A 13,867-nucleotide genomic window follows, 5' to 3' on the forward strand; every position below is an offset into this window, starting at 1 on the left:
CATCTAAAAGTTTGGGTGGTTGACAGATAGACTGGCTTCATCGATTCAGAATTCATCGTCAATGGAGTCAGTCATGAGCAAGATTTTGGTTATCTCAGGTCATCCTGATTTAAAAGCATCCAACACGAATAGCCTTATTATCAACGAATTGAAGGAGTCAATGGAGAACGTGGAAGTTCGCCGTCTCGACACCCTCTATCCGACCTATGCAATTGACATTGAGGCAGAGCAACAAGCCTTGATTGATGCAGACATTGTTGTGCTTCAGTTCCCATTCTATTGGTACTCGGTACCCGCATTGTTGAAAAAGTGGATTGATGATGTATTGGCTTACAACTTCGCGTATGGTTCGCAAGGCGACAAACTTAAAGGCAAAGATATGGTTTTGTCGTTCACCATCGGTGGTCCGAAAGAGTCTTATGATCCGCAGGGCTTTAACCACTTTCCAATTGAAGAGTTGATGAAGCCGCTTCAACAAACGGCATATCTCACGCAGATGAACTATCACGCCCCCGTTTACACACATGGCATGGTGTATATCGAAGGGGTTTATAACACCTTAGATGCGGTGGAAGGTAGAGCGAAAGTTCATGCAGAACGCTTGATTGAGATGCTGAAAACACTCCTCAAATAGTAAAAAGGCCGCTGACAAGAGCGGCCTTATTTTTGTCTGCACCCAAGCAATCAAGAAAGCTTACTTTGATATTCAGGTTTCGCCTCTACGGGTGGGTGCAGCTCATCCAATGATTGCGGTAAGCCATGATCGTTGATCATCTGCGCGTGGAAGCGTTTCAACTTCCGTGGCTCTTGCACGCCACAAGAATGCGCAATCACACCCACTTCATACATCAGATTCTTGGCATAGTGGGCGACACGTTCTGCTTTGTCAGACACCACCAGACCTTTTTGGAGTTTAGGATCGTGAGTGGTGATGCCCGTCGGGCAAGTGTTCTTATTGCATTGCAACGCCTGAATGCAGCCCAGTGAGAACATAAAGCCACGGGCGGAGGTAATAAAGTCCGCGCCAATACACATGGCCCACGCGACTTCCGCAGGGTTTACCAACTTACCGGAAACAATGACTTTCACTCTTTGCTTTAGGCCATATCTCTCTAGCGCATCAACGAGCATGGGCAGGCTTCGTTTGATTGGCAGCCCCATAAAGTCCATCAAAGATTGAGGTGCTGCGCCTGTACCGCCATCGGCAGAGTCTAGCGTGATAAAGTCAGGGGCAGATTCAATACCGCGTGCGTGAATGGCTTCCATTAAGTTGTTCAGCCAGCCATAGGCACCCAGTACGATTTTGAACCCTACCGGCTTACCCGTGACTTCTCGGACTCGCGCAATCATATCGAGTAGTTCATCGACACTACGAATGTCGGTGTGCCCATTCGGGCTGATGGAGTCTTGTCCTTCTGGAATGCCGCGAATTTTGGCAATTTCAGCATTCACTTTTTTGCCCGGCAATATACCGCCTTTACCGGGCTTTGCACCTTGACTCATCTTGATTTCAAACATGCGAACTTGTTCGTGCGCAGCCACTTCTTTGAGCTTTTCATCACTCAAATTACCGTCTTCATCACGTACGCCATATTTCGCGGTGCCGATTTGAAAAACGATGTCGGCACCGCCTTCAAGGTGATAAGGCGACAAGCCACCTTCTCCCGTGTTCATCCAAATACCGGCTTTTTTCGCCCCTTTAGACAAAGAAAGCACGGCGGGCACACTAAGTGCACCAAAACTCATGCCTGAAATATTGAAAAAGCTCGATGTGGCAAAGGGCGTGCGCGCAACGCCTTCACCGATGACCACGGTGCTGGCAGGTACGGCATCTTCAGACAGCGTCGGAAACGGGCAATTGAGGAAAATCACATCGCCCGGTTGGTTTAAGGGGCGTGTCGAGCCAAAAGCGACGGTACTGTCGACATTCTTGGCGGCGCGATATACCCAGCTACGCTGAGCACGGTTGAAGGGCAACTCATCGCGGTCGAGGGCGAAGAAGTATTGGCGGAAAAACTCGCCCATGTGTTCAAACCAATAGCGAAAGCGACCAATCACCGGATAGTTTCGTCGAATCGCTTGTTGTGTTTGCGTGATGTCGCGAATGTAAACGTAGATAACCGTTAAAACGGCACAACCAATGAAAAACACGAACAACGCGGCACTTACTTCCAATAGGCGCGTTGCCCAACTTGTTACTGCATCCATGATTCATTCCTTTTTATTTTGCTCACGAAAGCGATAGACCGGAGTTATCAGCGTAGGCTTTGTGCCATTAGTGAGAGAATCGAAATGGACACCCACAGACCCATCATTAATGCGTGAACGCAATGCGACTATTTCTTTGATGTAACAGAAAATTCGCAAAAGATAAGGTAGAGTTGAGGTAATTGAGCTTGCCAAGGAGATGATAATGTACAGAAGCGTACTGACATTCTGGTTCGAAGAACTGACGCCAAAAGAGTGGTTTACTAAAGATGATGCGTTGGATGAAACCATTCGAACACGTTTTCAAACCTTACTAGAGCAGGCTTCCATGTCCGAGTGTTTTGAGTGGCGTGAAGCACCAGAAGGGCGACTGGCAGAGATCATCGTGTTGGATCAGTTTTCGCGAAATGTCTATCGAGATACGCCAAAAGCTTTTTCGCAAGATCCGTTAGCACTAGCACTAGCACAGGAAGCGGTGAGTCTGGGAATCGATCGTGAGCTTACACCCATGCAACGTTGCTTCTTGTACATGCCTTATATGCACAGTGAGTCCAAAGTGATTCACGAAGAAGCAGTGAAGCTCTTCAATCAACCGGGTTTGGAAAACAATTACGAGTACGAGATTAAGCACAAAGAAATTGTTGACCGTTTTGGGCGTTATCCTCACCGCAATACCATTCTAGCAGAGAAAGCACGCCTGAGGAAATCGAGTTTTTGAGCCAACCGGGTTCGAGCTTCTAAGCAAATAAAAAAGCGGCTATTGAAGCCGCTTTTTTTATAAGATGTCAGCAGTTTATCGAAAAATATAAGACATCAAAGGTGGTGGTCAGGGAGAATCGAAAAACCATTTCTTCAGACAGCGTATCACCCATGATGATGGCTCCTGGCTTCAACGTTAGCTCTATCACTTGTTCTAACGGCGCGTCGGGTAACAAGAATGTTCGAGATAACCAAATCGATTCGCCCGTTTGCTGTTGAAACGCGTATTGGACGGCGAGATCATCGCGACCAGCGGGTTGGTTAACCTGCACCTTGGTCAAGTCAAAAGCGACATCATTGATATCCAACTTCGGATTATCAATGGTTGCTGAGACACTTATCGTGACACCATTTCTGCCATCTTTCTCGGCTTTCACTTTTACGCGATAGTCATCAAAAGACCGCTGCAGAGCATCCAGTTTTGTGCGTTGATATCCGCAGCTTTGCGATGAAACCGCTTCGCCGAAGCCTGGCTCGGGTTTGTAGTACGTTCTGTCTGTTGGTATTACACACCCGGAAAGGCCTATCATCACTGCACCACTTAGCAGCATCATCTTGAGTTTCATCATTGTTCACCCTTGGTTGCAAGAGTGCGCCATTATGGCTTCAACACTTTCACCTTCAATGACATGCCGAGAAGTATCACATGCTGTGTCCTAAAGGATCACTGAGTGGCCTTTGCCTCTTGGTGCCAAGGGTAAGGACCCATAAATTCGTCAGACAGAATGCGCCACACATTCATTTCCAACCATTGGTCATAGCCGACCCAATTCTCATATTTTGGTAGCTTGAGTGTTTTCGGTATTTGCATGGGATTGGTGCCTTTTTGCAATTCTGCATAAAAGCCAGCGCGGAGATCTTGAATGAATGCTAACTGCGCTTGGATTTCAGCTTTGTCCCCTCCTTGCAGTGGATTGGCTGCTATATTGTGGGAGAAGATGGCACGGTCAAAGTCCAGCTCTAGCATTTCGCCCAATGTGCGCTCCCATTCCCGAGGATTGAAATCAGGGACGACGGCAAAAATTACGCGGTTTGGGGTAACAAGGTCAGCCACATACGCGATGCGTTCTTCGGGCAGAATGAAAACCGTCATACCCATGCCGTGATTTAAGCCAAGGTAGTAGAGTTCAACCTTGGTGTTACCAAGCTGGAGATCTTTTCGCGTGCCTGACCAAGTATCTGTCGGCATGACCATGTCTGGGTAGGGATTGGCTTTCATCCATGCGGCGGCATCTGTATGCGCCAGCGTTTTCGCTCCATTGTCGACGAACACTTGCCCACCACTTGAGTGATCCCAATGATTGTGGCTGTGTAGTGCCCATTTAATGGGCTTGTCAGTGACTGCTTGGATTGCCTCTACCATAGCCTTTGCATGAGGTGTATTGACGGTTTCGAACGCGATAACGCCGTCTTCTGTCACGACAAACATAGAGATATATTCGCCATTGGTTGTGAAGCTATAAACGTTATCAGCGATCTCTACTATTTGCTCTTGTGGCTGCTCTGCCTGTGTGGATGTCGCAGTGAAAAGTGCGAAAAACGCAAATAGCAGTGTGACGCTTTTACTCCGCATGTTCATGGTTAACTCCTTTTACTTCGGCCTTTCAAATAACACTAGCAGCAGCGAAAGCGAGCAAGAAAGGTGCTATTTTGCATTTAACGATTGTCAAAAATGCAATAAGTATGATTTCTCCAGAACAAGCATTTCTCCAAGTGGTTGAAGCGGGCAGCTTTAAGAAAGCCGCCGAGTTGTTGGGTACCGAGCCCTCGTCACTAAGCCGAAAGGTAGCGGCGTTGGAGGCAAGGCTGCACGTCAAACTGCTGCAACGTTCTACCGCGCGAAGCGTACCAACGGAAATGGGGCAGACCTATTACGAAGGGCTGCGCAAACTCATCAGTGAACAAACTGCATTGGAGGAGGAGATCACTGGCGGTGCTGCTTCGGTACGGGGAAGGTTGCGGGTGAGCGCGACGGTCGACTTTGGAGAGCGGTTTCTGGTGCCCGCTATTCAGCAGATCCAAACGCAGGCTCCGGATTTATCAGTGGAGCTGTTGCTGGGCAGTGACGTGGATAATCTACTAGAGAAAAATCTGGATGTGGCGTTTCGTTTCGGGCCGTTGGCTGATTCATCACTTTATGCCCGGCAAGTCGGCGTCATTCCTCGTGTGCTGGTGGCGAGTCCAGCATATATAAAGCAGAAGGGGATGCCTAAGCATATTGACGATCTGATATCCCATCAGTTTGTGTTGTATTCGTTGTCTCAGGCCAGAGTGGATATTGCGTTTGAAGATGGTCGTCTGTTTTCACATCAGGGCATCCATAGCAATGTGGCAGCGAATAGCTTGCGGGCAATACGTCCGTTGGTGAAAGGTGGTGCAGGGATCCACTGGGGGCCAAGATGGCTTTACCAAGATGATTTGAGGGACGGAAGTGTGGTTGAGTTATTACCCGCACTTCCTGTTATGGGATTCTCGGTATTTGCTGTCTACACGGCAAGAGACTACTTGCCGCAGAAAACCCGCCTTTTCATAGACTGTGTGATTGAGCAACTCTCAGCACTTAAAGATTAAGGTTGAAGGTCGCTAAGCAATCGCATTAAGGCTTCTATCGCCAATCCCATGTCCTCATCACTCGCGAATTCTGCGGGATTATGGCTAATGCCTTTTTTACACCGGACAAACAGCATGGCAACGGGCGTGAGGTCAGCCATGGCTGAGGCGTCATGTGTGGCACCAGAGGGCAAGGTAAACACAGGTACCTCAAGTCCGCCAATCGCCGAGGCTATCGCAAGCTGAAGATTCCCGTCGCACACGGTTGCACTTTGACCGTAGGTGCGATTGATTTCGCAAGCTAGGCCTCTAAGTTGCGCAGTCTCCTTGGCATACGCTTGCAGCATATCGCCTGCTTTTTCTCGCACTTCATCGACGGGAGAGCGAAGCTCAAGGGTCATGGAAACACTTCCCGGTACGGCATTAGGTACGTTTGGCGTCACATCAAGTTGCCCCACAGTAGCAAGCAGATCTGGAAGTTTAATAGCAAGCTTTTCTGCTTCCAAGGTGACTGCTGCCGCCGCAGTAAGTGCATCTTTTCGAAGGTGTATAGGCACTGTGCCTGCATGGGCTGCTTGTCCGGTGAAGGTGAGTTGATGACGCTCGATACCACAAATGGCAGACACCACACCAAGCGGCAATCCTTCATGTTCGAGAACAGGGCCTTGTTCAATGTGTGTTTCAACAAAACCGATAATGTCTTCAGAGTTGCGTTTTAGCTGGCCGATTTTTTCCGGTTCTAGCCCGAAGTCTGAAAGTGCTGCTCGCAGCGATTGGCCGTGCTTGTCTTTTCGGTCAATTACGCTTTCATCCAAGGTGCCAGCCAATGCCCTTGGGCCGACGAGTGCTGTAGGAAAACGGACCCCTTCTTCATCACCGAATGCAAGTACCTCGACGGAGTAAGGCAGTATTTTCCCTTGTCGGTTTAGTGCTTGTAACGCGAGGATAGGTAAGACAATGCCCATAATGCCATCGTAGGCACCACCTTGCTTTACACTGTCTTGATGGCTGCCCATCAACAAGGTTCGCGTGTTTTCTCCTGCTTCGTAGCGTCCTATCAGGGTGCCCGCATCATCCATATGAACGTGAAGTCCGGCTTCTTCCATCCAAGCGGTTAGCAGGGCATTGGCACGTCGGTGTTCTGGAGTAAAAGGAAAGCGAGTGACGCCGGTCTCCGTTTCAGAGCATTCGGCAAGTTGTTTCAAATAGTTCTGTGCGGTTTGGCCTAAAAGGTGGGTCATCGGTTAACGCTCCGGATGTTCGGATGTGGGTAAGGTGTCTCTCCATGCCTGGTAGTCGGGGTCGCAATGTTTCTCATACAAGGACTGCAGGGCGTTCAATGGTGAGTCGTGATAATCAATACGTAACGTTGTGGGTGGGGCGTCGGGCTTGTAAACGAGAAGCGCGGCCGATTGCAGCCCGCGGTGATCGCCGCCTAATTGTTCTGCGGCAAAAAGTGCAGCAATCAATCGCTCTTCAAACGGTTTCTCGCTGGCTTTGAAGGCGTTCATCATGGTATCCAGTACATCGGTGTCTGAAAGTAAATTGCCACACACCACCACGTCATCGTTTATCACACTGCCACGTGCCAACCCATTTTCAGAACCTGTGTGCACGGCACCTTTGCCTTGCAGATCCAACGCAGCAAGTTGTCGGAAAGCGGCGCCACTATCGACGCTGGTAACAGCATGGACTGCCGAGGGAGCACTTGAGCCTGCTGCCATCTGTGACAGTACATCCGCTCCCCACATTGTGCTTGGCTTTGCTCCTTGAGATGCGGACATTCCAGCTCGCAAATCTCCTCTGATCACCCAGCCGCCCACACAGAGTGCGCCTGTCGCTGCGGCAGCCCCGATTGCGCCAGATTTCGGATCTCGTGCCAATATTGAATAAGTCATAGGTCTCGCTCCTGAGCCAGTGATCTAAGTGTGATGACGACACTTACTCATATCAATTTATCATGATAAATACTTGCGGCAAGTAATTTATAGTGATAAATGTGAATAAAAGTTAACCAAGTGTTAACTTCACATCCACAAACTGGGAAGGAGTTTCCCCATGAAACAAATGAGACGTGCTTTCATGAAAACGCTGCGGAGTGCAGCTAAAACCGCGCTTCTGGCGTTGTGTGCGATAGTCCCATTATCTGTATCCGCGCAGACACCTCCGAACGTATTGATCGTCGGGCAGGTTGCAGAACCTAAGTCACTTGACCCGCATGCCGTGACAGCCGTGAATGACTTTCGGATCCTGATGAACCTTTATGAAGGTTTGGTGCGCTACAAAGACGGCACCTTGGAAGTTGAGCCTGCGTTGGCAGAGAGCTGGGCGGTCAGTGAAGACGGTAAAACCTACACCTTTAAACTTCGCGATGGAGTGATGTTCCACGATGGAACGCCACTCACGGCAGAAGCGGTGAAGTTTAACTTTGACCGTATGCTTGACGAGACACACCCTTATCACAACACAGGTCCTTTCCCGCTGTCATTTTTCTTCTCGTCGATAGACAACGTAGAAGCCGTTGAACCACAAACCGTGAGATTTACGCTCAACGCGCCTTATGCGCCATTTCTCTCTAATCTGGCCTATCCAACGGGGTTAATTGTTTCTCCTGATGCAGTGAAGAAACACGGTAAAGGTTTCGGTCGCCAGCCTTCTGGCACCGGACCATTCCGTTTTGCTGAATGGGCGTCAAACAGCAAAGTCGTCGTGGTGCGTAATGACGATTATTGGGGCGACAAGGCCAAACTCGAAGCGGTGGTATTCCGTCCCATCACCGATGCCAATACCCGCGTTGCGGAAATGCTGGCAGGCAGCATCGACATGATGGTTGAAGTGCCGCCAAACGCATTGTCTGAATTCCAAAATGACCGCTATCAAGTGGTGGAGCAAGCAGGGCCACACGTATGGTTTTTGATTTTGAATGCCAAAGAAGGCCCGTTTGCGGACAAGCGTATGCGTCAAGCTGTGAACTATGCCATTAACAAAAAAGCACTGGTAGATGGCGTATTGGAAGGCACAGCAGAGGTTGCTGCGGGTCCAACACCACCTGCTTTTGCGTGGGCATATAACGACAGCTTGCAGCCTTACCCTTATGACCCAGAAAAAGCCAAAGCATTGATCAAAGAAGCAGGCCAGGAGGGAGCAAAGCTGACGTTTTACGTCACCGAAGGAGGCTCTGGCATGCTCGACCCAGTCCCTATGGGTACAGCAATCCAAGCGGATTTGAAAGCGGTAGGCTTGGACGCAGCGATCGAAACGTATGAGTGGAATACCTTCCTTGGCAAAGTGAATCCGGGGCTGGAAGGCAAAGCCGACATGGCAGAAATGGCGTGGATGACCAATGACCCTGATACGTTGCCGTATTTGGCGTTGCGCACAGATGCGTGGCCTGACAAAGGCGGCTTCAACTCGGGTTACTACTCTAACACTGAGGTAGACAAACTGCTGGAAGCGGCGCGTGAGTCGACTGACCAGAATGAACGCGCGAAGTTATATCGTGAAATGCAGACGATCGTTCAGGAAGATGCACCTTGGGTATTTGTGGCGAACTGGAAGCAAAATGCTGTCACCAACAATCAAGTGCAAGATTTCAAGTTGCAGCCATCGTTCTTCCTCATTCTTAAAGATGTTCAGAAGTAACCGCATAGAAATTGAGTGCGAGTAGGGCGGGGAAACCCGCCCCAATATTGATACCAATCAGAATCATCAACCAATCAATCCAATTGGTATTCATCGCAGAAAGGAGCACTGCGCGTGGGTAATTACTTTCTTCGACGATTGCTGTCCGCGATCCCTGTCCTTCTTGGGATAACGGTTATCGTCTTTATTATCATGTCGATGATCCCAGGAGACCCTGCGACGGCCATTTTAGGGGCGTATGCCACCCCGGATAATGTCGCCAAAATCAATAAAGATCTCGGCCTTGATCAGCCTCTAGTCAGCCAATACTTTATTTGGCTATCCAATATGCTTCAGGGCGATTTTGGTCGCTCGTATTCGTTAAACCGTCCTGTGATTGATGAAATCCTGGAGCGTTTCAATGCGACCTTGATTCTCGCGGGTGTTTCCTTCGTGCTCTGTGCGGTGCTGGGCATTATTGCGGGCGTGGTGTCTGCGGCTCGTCAGTTTTCGCTGGCGGACAAAGGGATCACGCTGGTGGTACTGCTCGGGATTTCCATCCCCTCCTTTTTCCTCGGCATGATGATGATCCTGTTGTTTGCTATCAACCTGCGTTGGCTGCCTGTATCCGGCATGTTTGCAATATACGGCGGCGGTGATTTGCCAGACCTCCTCAGGCACTTGGTCATGCCCGCGGTGGCGTTGGCATCTGTCGCAACGGGGGTGATAGCTCGACTGTCTCGCTCGGCCATGCTGGAAGTGCTTCGCCAAGATTACATCCGTACGGCTCGCGCAAAAGGTGTTCATGAGCGTCAGGTGATTTGGAAGCATGCCTTAAAAGCCGCCATGGTGAGCATCATTCCGGTGCTTGGTATTCAGGCGGGATTTGTGCTCTCTGGTGCGGTGTATATCGAGATGGTATTCCAGTGGCCGGGCGTAGGCAAAATGTTGGTTGAGGCCATCCTCAAACGGGACATTTTGCTGGTACAAGGTGGCGTCGTGTTTGTTGCTGCGTGTTATGTACTGTTCAACATTGCTGTCGACATGCTGCAAAGTTGGCTCGACCCGAGGATCAAAGCATGACCGCATTTTTGAAACTTCTGGTTCGAAACCGACTGGCGGCGTTTGGTGGAATCGTTCTGAGTATTATCGTGTTTTTAGTCTTGGTGACGCCGTTGCTTGGGTTGCAAGACCCTGCGGTGACCGATACTGCGAACCGCTTTTTGCGTCCATTTAGTGACGGACATTTACTGGGCACTGACCACCTTGGCAGGGACTTGCTGTCAAGGCTGCTTTGGGGGACACAGTTAAGCCTCGCCGTGGGCTTCGCCGCTGCTTTGATTGCCGCTCTGATTGGTTCTGCGATTGGCATCATTGCGGGCTACTTTGGAGGGCGGGTTGATAATGTCTTTATGCGCTGCATCGATGTGCTGATGGCTTTCCCGTATATCTTACTGGCACTTGCGATAGTTGCGGCATTAGGGCCGGGTTTGCTCAATGCATTGATTGCGGTGGCCGCGGTGAATATCCCCTTCTTTGCACGAAACATCCGAGGTGTGACGGTATCACTGGCGCAACGCGAGTTTGTCGAAGCTGCCAAGCTTTGCGGAATGTCTGACCTTCGTATTATCTGGTCTGAAATTGTACCTAACGTCATTCCCGTCATTGTGATTGCCATGTCGACCACCATTGGCTGGATGATCCTCGAAACGGCCGGATTGTCATTTTTAGGCTTAGGCTCTCAGCCGCCACAGGCAGATCTCGGTTCTATGCTGGGTGAAGCGCGTAACTCGCTAATCACTGACCCTCACGCCAGTATGGTGCCGGGTGTGATGATCTTCTTCATTGTTATGAGCATTAACCTACTCGGTGATGGTGTACGCGATGCTTGGATCCAAGGCTTAAATCCGGCGCACTGACTCGTCCGCAACCTTCTACAAAAGTCAGTGGTACGTTCAACGCTGTTGAGGCCGATGAGAACAATAATGCTGTGTTGAAGGTTGACCAATTGGAGACACAATTTCATATCAATCGCCGGACGTATAAAGCGGTCAACCAAGTGTCGTTTGATATTGCACCCGGCGAATGCTTGGGGTTGATTGGCGAAAGTGGGTCGGGCAAATCGGTGACAGCACTATCTGTGATGGGCTTGGTGGCGTCTCCTCCGGGTGTGATTTGCGGGGGGGATATTCGCTTCAACGATGCCTCATTAATCGGGGCGGATTACGAGACACTGCGAAAATTACGCGGTAAGGATGTGGCGTATATCTTTCAAGATCCATTGGCGACGCTTCACCCTCTTTATCGCGTAGGCGAGCAAATGTTGGAAGCCATATTGGTGCACGACAATATGCCATTGCATGAGGCGAGAGAAAGGGCGATTTCCTTGCTGGATGCTGTTCATATTCCTAACGCGGAAGAACGAATGAAGGCATTTCCTCACGAGCTTTCCGGCGGTATGCGTCAACGCGTCGCGATAGCATGGCACTGGTTAACAACCCGTCGCTTATCATTGCCGATGAACCCACCACGGCATTGGACGTGACGGTACAAGGGCAGATCCTCGCACTGCTGGACGAGCTTCGCCGCACCAGAAACGTATCAGTATTGTTTATCACTCATGACTTTGGTGTGGTGGCGCAGCTTTGTGACCGCGTAGCGGTAATGTATGCAGGGAAAATTGTAGAAACAGGGCCGACAGAATCTGTCCTCGATTCACCTGCGCATCCTTATACCAAGAAGTTGATTGCTTGTGTCCCGGAATTGGGGAGAGGTAAAGGAAAGCTCGAAGCCATTCCCGGATTACCGCCTGTCGTGGACAAGCTGCCTGACGGGTGTGCGTTTGCAGCTCGATGCAGCAAGGCGGGAGCATCTTGTCAGCAAGGTGAAGTGGCAAGAACCGAAGTCTCGGGGCGCATGGTGTTGTGTCACTATCCAGAGGAGAAGTTGGTATGACAGCCGCGTTGCAAATACAAGGATTGAAGAAAACCTTCTTCTTTAAAAAGCCCCTGTTTGCATCCACGCATCCAAGTGTAAAAGCCGTGAGAACCATTAGTTTGGATGTGGCGCAAGGGGAGACGTTAGGTATTGTGGGTGAGTCAGGGTGTGGAAAATCCACGCTTGCCCGAATGTTGGTGGGATTAACAGAACCAACGGAAGGGCAAGTGTTGGTTGAAGGGGAGGCGTTGTCGCCGTATTCGCCGGAAGAAAATGGCAAGCGGATCCAGTATGTATTCCAAGACCCCATCAGCAGCCTAAACCCTCGGAAAACCATCGGACAGCTAATGGAAGTGCCATTGCTTTACCTGCATGGCATGGATAAAAGCGAGCGAGAATCGCGCATCCGTGAAATCTTTGGACAAGTCGGTCTTCGAGAAGAATTTCTGACTCGCTATCCTCATGAGTTTTCAGGCGGTCAGGCGCAACGTATTGGTATCGCCAGAGCCCTTGCAGCGAATGCAAGAATTCTGGTGCTGGATGAGCCTGTTTCGGCACTTGATGTGTCTGTGCAGGCACAGGTTTTAAACTTGCTAGCAGAGCTGAAACAGTCGTTGTCGCTGACTTACCTGTTTATCAGCCATGACCTTGCAGTGGTGGAAGCGGTGAGTGACAGAGTGGCGGTCATGTACTTTGGCGCATTGGTTGAACTGGCTCCCGCTGAAAGGATTTTCAATTCGCCAAAACATCCGTACACTCAGCTATTAGCGAACAGTGCGCCGGTTGTAGGAAGGCCGCTTCAAGTACCCACACAACATGCCGAGTTACCAGACCCACTAAACCCACCTAAAGGGTGTGCGTTCGCGGGACGGTGCCCCAAAGCGCAATCTGAGTGTCTTGTTGCGCCGCCTCCGCTGACAAAAATAAAGGAGAATGAATTTGTCGCCTGCTTCTTCCCGCTCGAGTAACGCTTCGCCTTCCGCAAAAATGCGCCGCCCGTATAAAGTAGCGGAAGCCATTAAAAGCTGGATTGTCGAGCAAGGTCTCCAACCGGGTGACAAATTGCCGCCTGAACCAGAGCTGATGGCGCTGTTCGGCATGTCGAAAGGCACGATTCGCGAAACGACGAGGGTGCTGGAAGCGCAGGGGTTAATTGTCACTCGCACTGGCCCAAAAGGCGGCGCATTCATCAATGCAGTGTCTGAGCCAATGGCCAGTAGCTTGCTTAGCAACTATTTCTTCTTTAATAAGCTTTCGACAAAAGATGTCTATCAACTTCGTAGATTACTTGAGCCCGAGCTGGCCGCGTCTTTGGCCGGAAATGTGTCGGAGCAAAACCTTGCGGAATTAGAGGCGAACTTAGAAAAATATTCGCAACCTGCAAGAGATGCGGAAGATGAGCGAAAGCAGCATATCGACTCTCTCCAGTTCCACATTATTCTCGCTGAGCTAGCAGGAAATGAGCTGCTCGGTTTCATCATCCGCTTTATGGTGCGTATGCTGACGGATCTGACGGTGTACCGCCGCTTGTACGAACCACATAATCACGAGCTTTGGGAACAAGGTTTTCGCCACCAAAAAGATCTGATTGAAGCACTGCGTGAGGGGCGTTCCGCTGATGCGAGAGCATCATGCAAGAACACATGGAAGTAGCCCAGAAACTGATGGAGAGTCAGGAAGCAGAAATGGAACGCCGATTTATGCTTCACGCGCCTTAAAATAACCGTACGTCATTTCATTACGTATCAACCTTTAGAAACGCCCTTGTGGCGTGAAGCTGTATTGAAAATCA

Annotated in this window: 14 protein-coding genes and 1 pseudogene; 10 read left to right on the forward strand and 5 right to left on the reverse strand. The window is 50.0% G+C overall.

Features of this window, described 5'->3' with window-relative positions:
* Positions 1-73: 73 nt before the first annotated feature.
* Entirely contained in the window at positions 74-634 is a 561-nt protein-coding gene (locus ATN88_RS09660; RefSeq protein WP_067414781.1) for an NAD(P)H-dependent oxidoreductase, read from the forward strand.
* 50 nt (positions 635-684) lie between these two features.
* Here the strand turns inward: ATN88_RS09660 and ATN88_RS09665 are convergent, their stop codons facing one another.
* A complete protein-coding gene (locus ATN88_RS09665) occupies positions 685-2,208 on the reverse strand; it encodes an FMN-binding glutamate synthase family protein (RefSeq protein ID WP_067414784.1) in 1,524 nt (507 codons plus the stop codon).
* 205 nt (positions 2,209-2,413) lie between these two features.
* Between ATN88_RS09665 and ATN88_RS09670 the strand changes: the two are divergent.
* Positions 2,414-2,949 (forward strand): annotated as a pseudogene (locus tag ATN88_RS09670) (DUF924 family protein).
* 44 nt (positions 2,950-2,993) lie between these two features.
* On the opposite strand, the gene ATN88_RS09675 reads toward ATN88_RS09670, so the two are convergent.
* Together ATN88_RS09675 and ATN88_RS09680 are read right to left on the reverse strand one after the other, a co-directional pair.
* Positions 2,994-3,533 (reverse strand): hypothetical protein, encoded by a 540-nt coding sequence (locus ATN88_RS09675; protein ID WP_067414921.1) that lies wholly within the window; start codon positions 3,531-3,533, stop codon positions 2,994-2,996.
* Positions 3,534-3,631: 98 nt separating this feature from the next.
* Entirely contained in the window at positions 3,632-4,546 is a 915-nt protein-coding gene (locus ATN88_RS09680; RefSeq protein ID WP_232313047.1) for an MBL fold metallo-hydrolase, read from the reverse strand.
* 104 nt (positions 4,547-4,650) lie between these two features.
* Between ATN88_RS09680 and ATN88_RS09685 the strand changes: the two genes are divergently transcribed.
* Positions 4,651-5,538 carry a LysR family transcriptional regulator gene (locus ATN88_RS09685; RefSeq protein WP_067414787.1) on the forward strand — a complete coding sequence of 296 codons (888 nt, stop codon included), beginning with the start codon at positions 4,651-4,653 and terminating at the stop codon, positions 5,536-5,538.
* Here ATN88_RS09685 and ATN88_RS09690 read toward each other — a convergent pair.
* Together ATN88_RS09690 and ATN88_RS09695 are read right to left on the reverse strand one after the other, a co-directional pair.
* On the reverse strand, positions 5,535-6,758 hold the full coding sequence (locus ATN88_RS09690) for an allantoate amidohydrolase (protein ID WP_067414791.1): 1,224 nt from the start codon (positions 6,756-6,758) through the stop codon (positions 5,535-5,537). The genes ATN88_RS09685 and ATN88_RS09690 overlap by 4 nt on opposite strands.
* Before the next feature lie 3 nt (positions 6,759-6,761).
* On the reverse strand, positions 6,762-7,415 hold the full coding sequence (locus ATN88_RS09695) for a DUF1028 domain-containing protein (protein ID WP_067414794.1): 654 nt from the start codon (positions 7,413-7,415) through the stop codon (positions 6,762-6,764).
* A 160-nt stretch (positions 7,416-7,575) separates the two neighbouring features.
* Between ATN88_RS09695 and ATN88_RS09700 the strand changes: the two genes are divergently transcribed.
* The 7 genes from ATN88_RS09700 to ATN88_RS09720 all read left to right on the forward strand — a co-directional run bounded on the left by ATN88_RS09700 (position 7,576) and on the right by ATN88_RS09720 (position 13,728).
* The gene (locus ATN88_RS09700) at positions 7,576-9,159 is read left to right on the forward strand and encodes an ABC transporter substrate-binding protein (RefSeq protein WP_067414797.1); all 1,584 of its coding nucleotides are present in this window, start codon (positions 7,576-7,578) and stop codon (positions 9,157-9,159) included.
* A 114-nt stretch (positions 9,160-9,273) separates the two neighbouring features.
* Entirely contained in the window at positions 9,274-10,221 is a 948-nt protein-coding gene (locus tag ATN88_RS09705) for an ABC transporter permease (RefSeq protein WP_067414799.1), read from the forward strand.
* Entirely contained in the window at positions 10,218-11,057 is an 840-nt protein-coding gene (locus ATN88_RS26100; protein ID WP_198158358.1) for an ABC transporter permease, read from the forward strand. The genes ATN88_RS09705 and ATN88_RS26100 overlap by 4 nt, the downstream gene beginning before the upstream one ends.
* Positions 11,027-11,683 (forward strand): ATP-binding cassette domain-containing protein, encoded by a 657-nt coding sequence (locus ATN88_RS26105; protein ID WP_198158359.1) that lies wholly within the window; start codon positions 11,027-11,029, stop codon positions 11,681-11,683. The genes ATN88_RS26100 and ATN88_RS26105 overlap by 31 nt, the downstream gene beginning before the upstream one ends.
* Complete coding sequence (locus tag ATN88_RS26110) at positions 11,620-12,093, forward strand: ABC transporter ATP-binding protein (protein ID WP_198158360.1); 474 nt, start codon at positions 11,620-11,622, stop codon at positions 12,091-12,093. Before ATN88_RS26105 ends, ATN88_RS26110 begins: the two co-directional genes overlap by 64 nt.
* A complete protein-coding gene (locus ATN88_RS09715; protein WP_067414802.1) occupies positions 12,090-13,043 on the forward strand; it encodes an ABC transporter ATP-binding protein in 954 nt (317 codons plus the stop codon). Before ATN88_RS26110 ends, ATN88_RS09715 begins: the two co-directional genes overlap by 4 nt.
* Entirely contained in the window at positions 13,015-13,728 is a 714-nt protein-coding gene (locus tag ATN88_RS09720) for a FadR/GntR family transcriptional regulator (protein ID WP_332308884.1), read from the forward strand. Before ATN88_RS09715 ends, ATN88_RS09720 begins: the two co-directional genes overlap by 29 nt.
* The last annotated feature ends 139 nt before the right edge of the window (positions 13,729-13,867 follow it).

This window comes from Enterovibrio coralii (genome assembly GCF_001559595.1).
Classification (GTDB): domain Bacteria; phylum Pseudomonadota; class Gammaproteobacteria; order Enterobacterales; family Vibrionaceae; genus Enterovibrio; species Enterovibrio coralii.

Bases quoted from the DNA above. Each gene is read 5' to 3' on its own strand.
- ATN88_RS09665 (WP_067414784.1), bottom strand. From the start codon at position 2,208: ATGGATGCAGTAACAAGTTGGGCAACGCGCCTATTGGAAGTAAGTGCC.
- ATN88_RS26110 (WP_198158360.1), top strand. From the start codon at position 11,620: ATGGCACTGGTTAACAACCCGTCGCTTATCATTGCCGATGAACCCACC.
- ATN88_RS09690 (WP_067414791.1), bottom strand. From the start codon at position 6,758: ATGACCCACCTTTTAGGCCAAACCGCACAGAACTATTTGAAACAACTT.
- ATN88_RS09695 (WP_067414794.1), bottom strand. From the start codon at position 7,415: ATGACTTATTCAATATTGGCACGAGATCCGAAATCTGGCGCAATCGGG.
- ATN88_RS09675 (WP_067414921.1), bottom strand. From the start codon at position 3,533: ATGAAACTCAAGATGATGCTGCTAAGTGGTGCAGTGATGATAGGCCTT.
- ATN88_RS09660 (WP_067414781.1), top strand. From the start codon at position 74: ATGAGCAAGATTTTGGTTATCTCAGGTCATCCTGATTTAAAAGCATCC.
- ATN88_RS09685 (WP_067414787.1), top strand. From the start codon at position 4,651: ATGATTTCTCCAGAACAAGCATTTCTCCAAGTGGTTGAAGCGGGCAGC.
- ATN88_RS09680 (WP_232313047.1), bottom strand. From the start codon at position 4,546: ATGAACATGCGGAGTAAAAGCGTCACACTGCTATTTGCGTTTTTCGCA.
- ATN88_RS09700 (WP_067414797.1), top strand. From the start codon at position 7,576: ATGAAACAAATGAGACGTGCTTTCATGAAAACGCTGCGGAGTGCAGCT.
- ATN88_RS09715 (WP_067414802.1), top strand. From the start codon at position 12,090: ATGACAGCCGCGTTGCAAATACAAGGATTGAAGAAAACCTTCTTCTTT.
- ATN88_RS26100 (WP_198158358.1), top strand. From the start codon at position 10,218: ATGACCGCATTTTTGAAACTTCTGGTTCGAAACCGACTGGCGGCGTTT.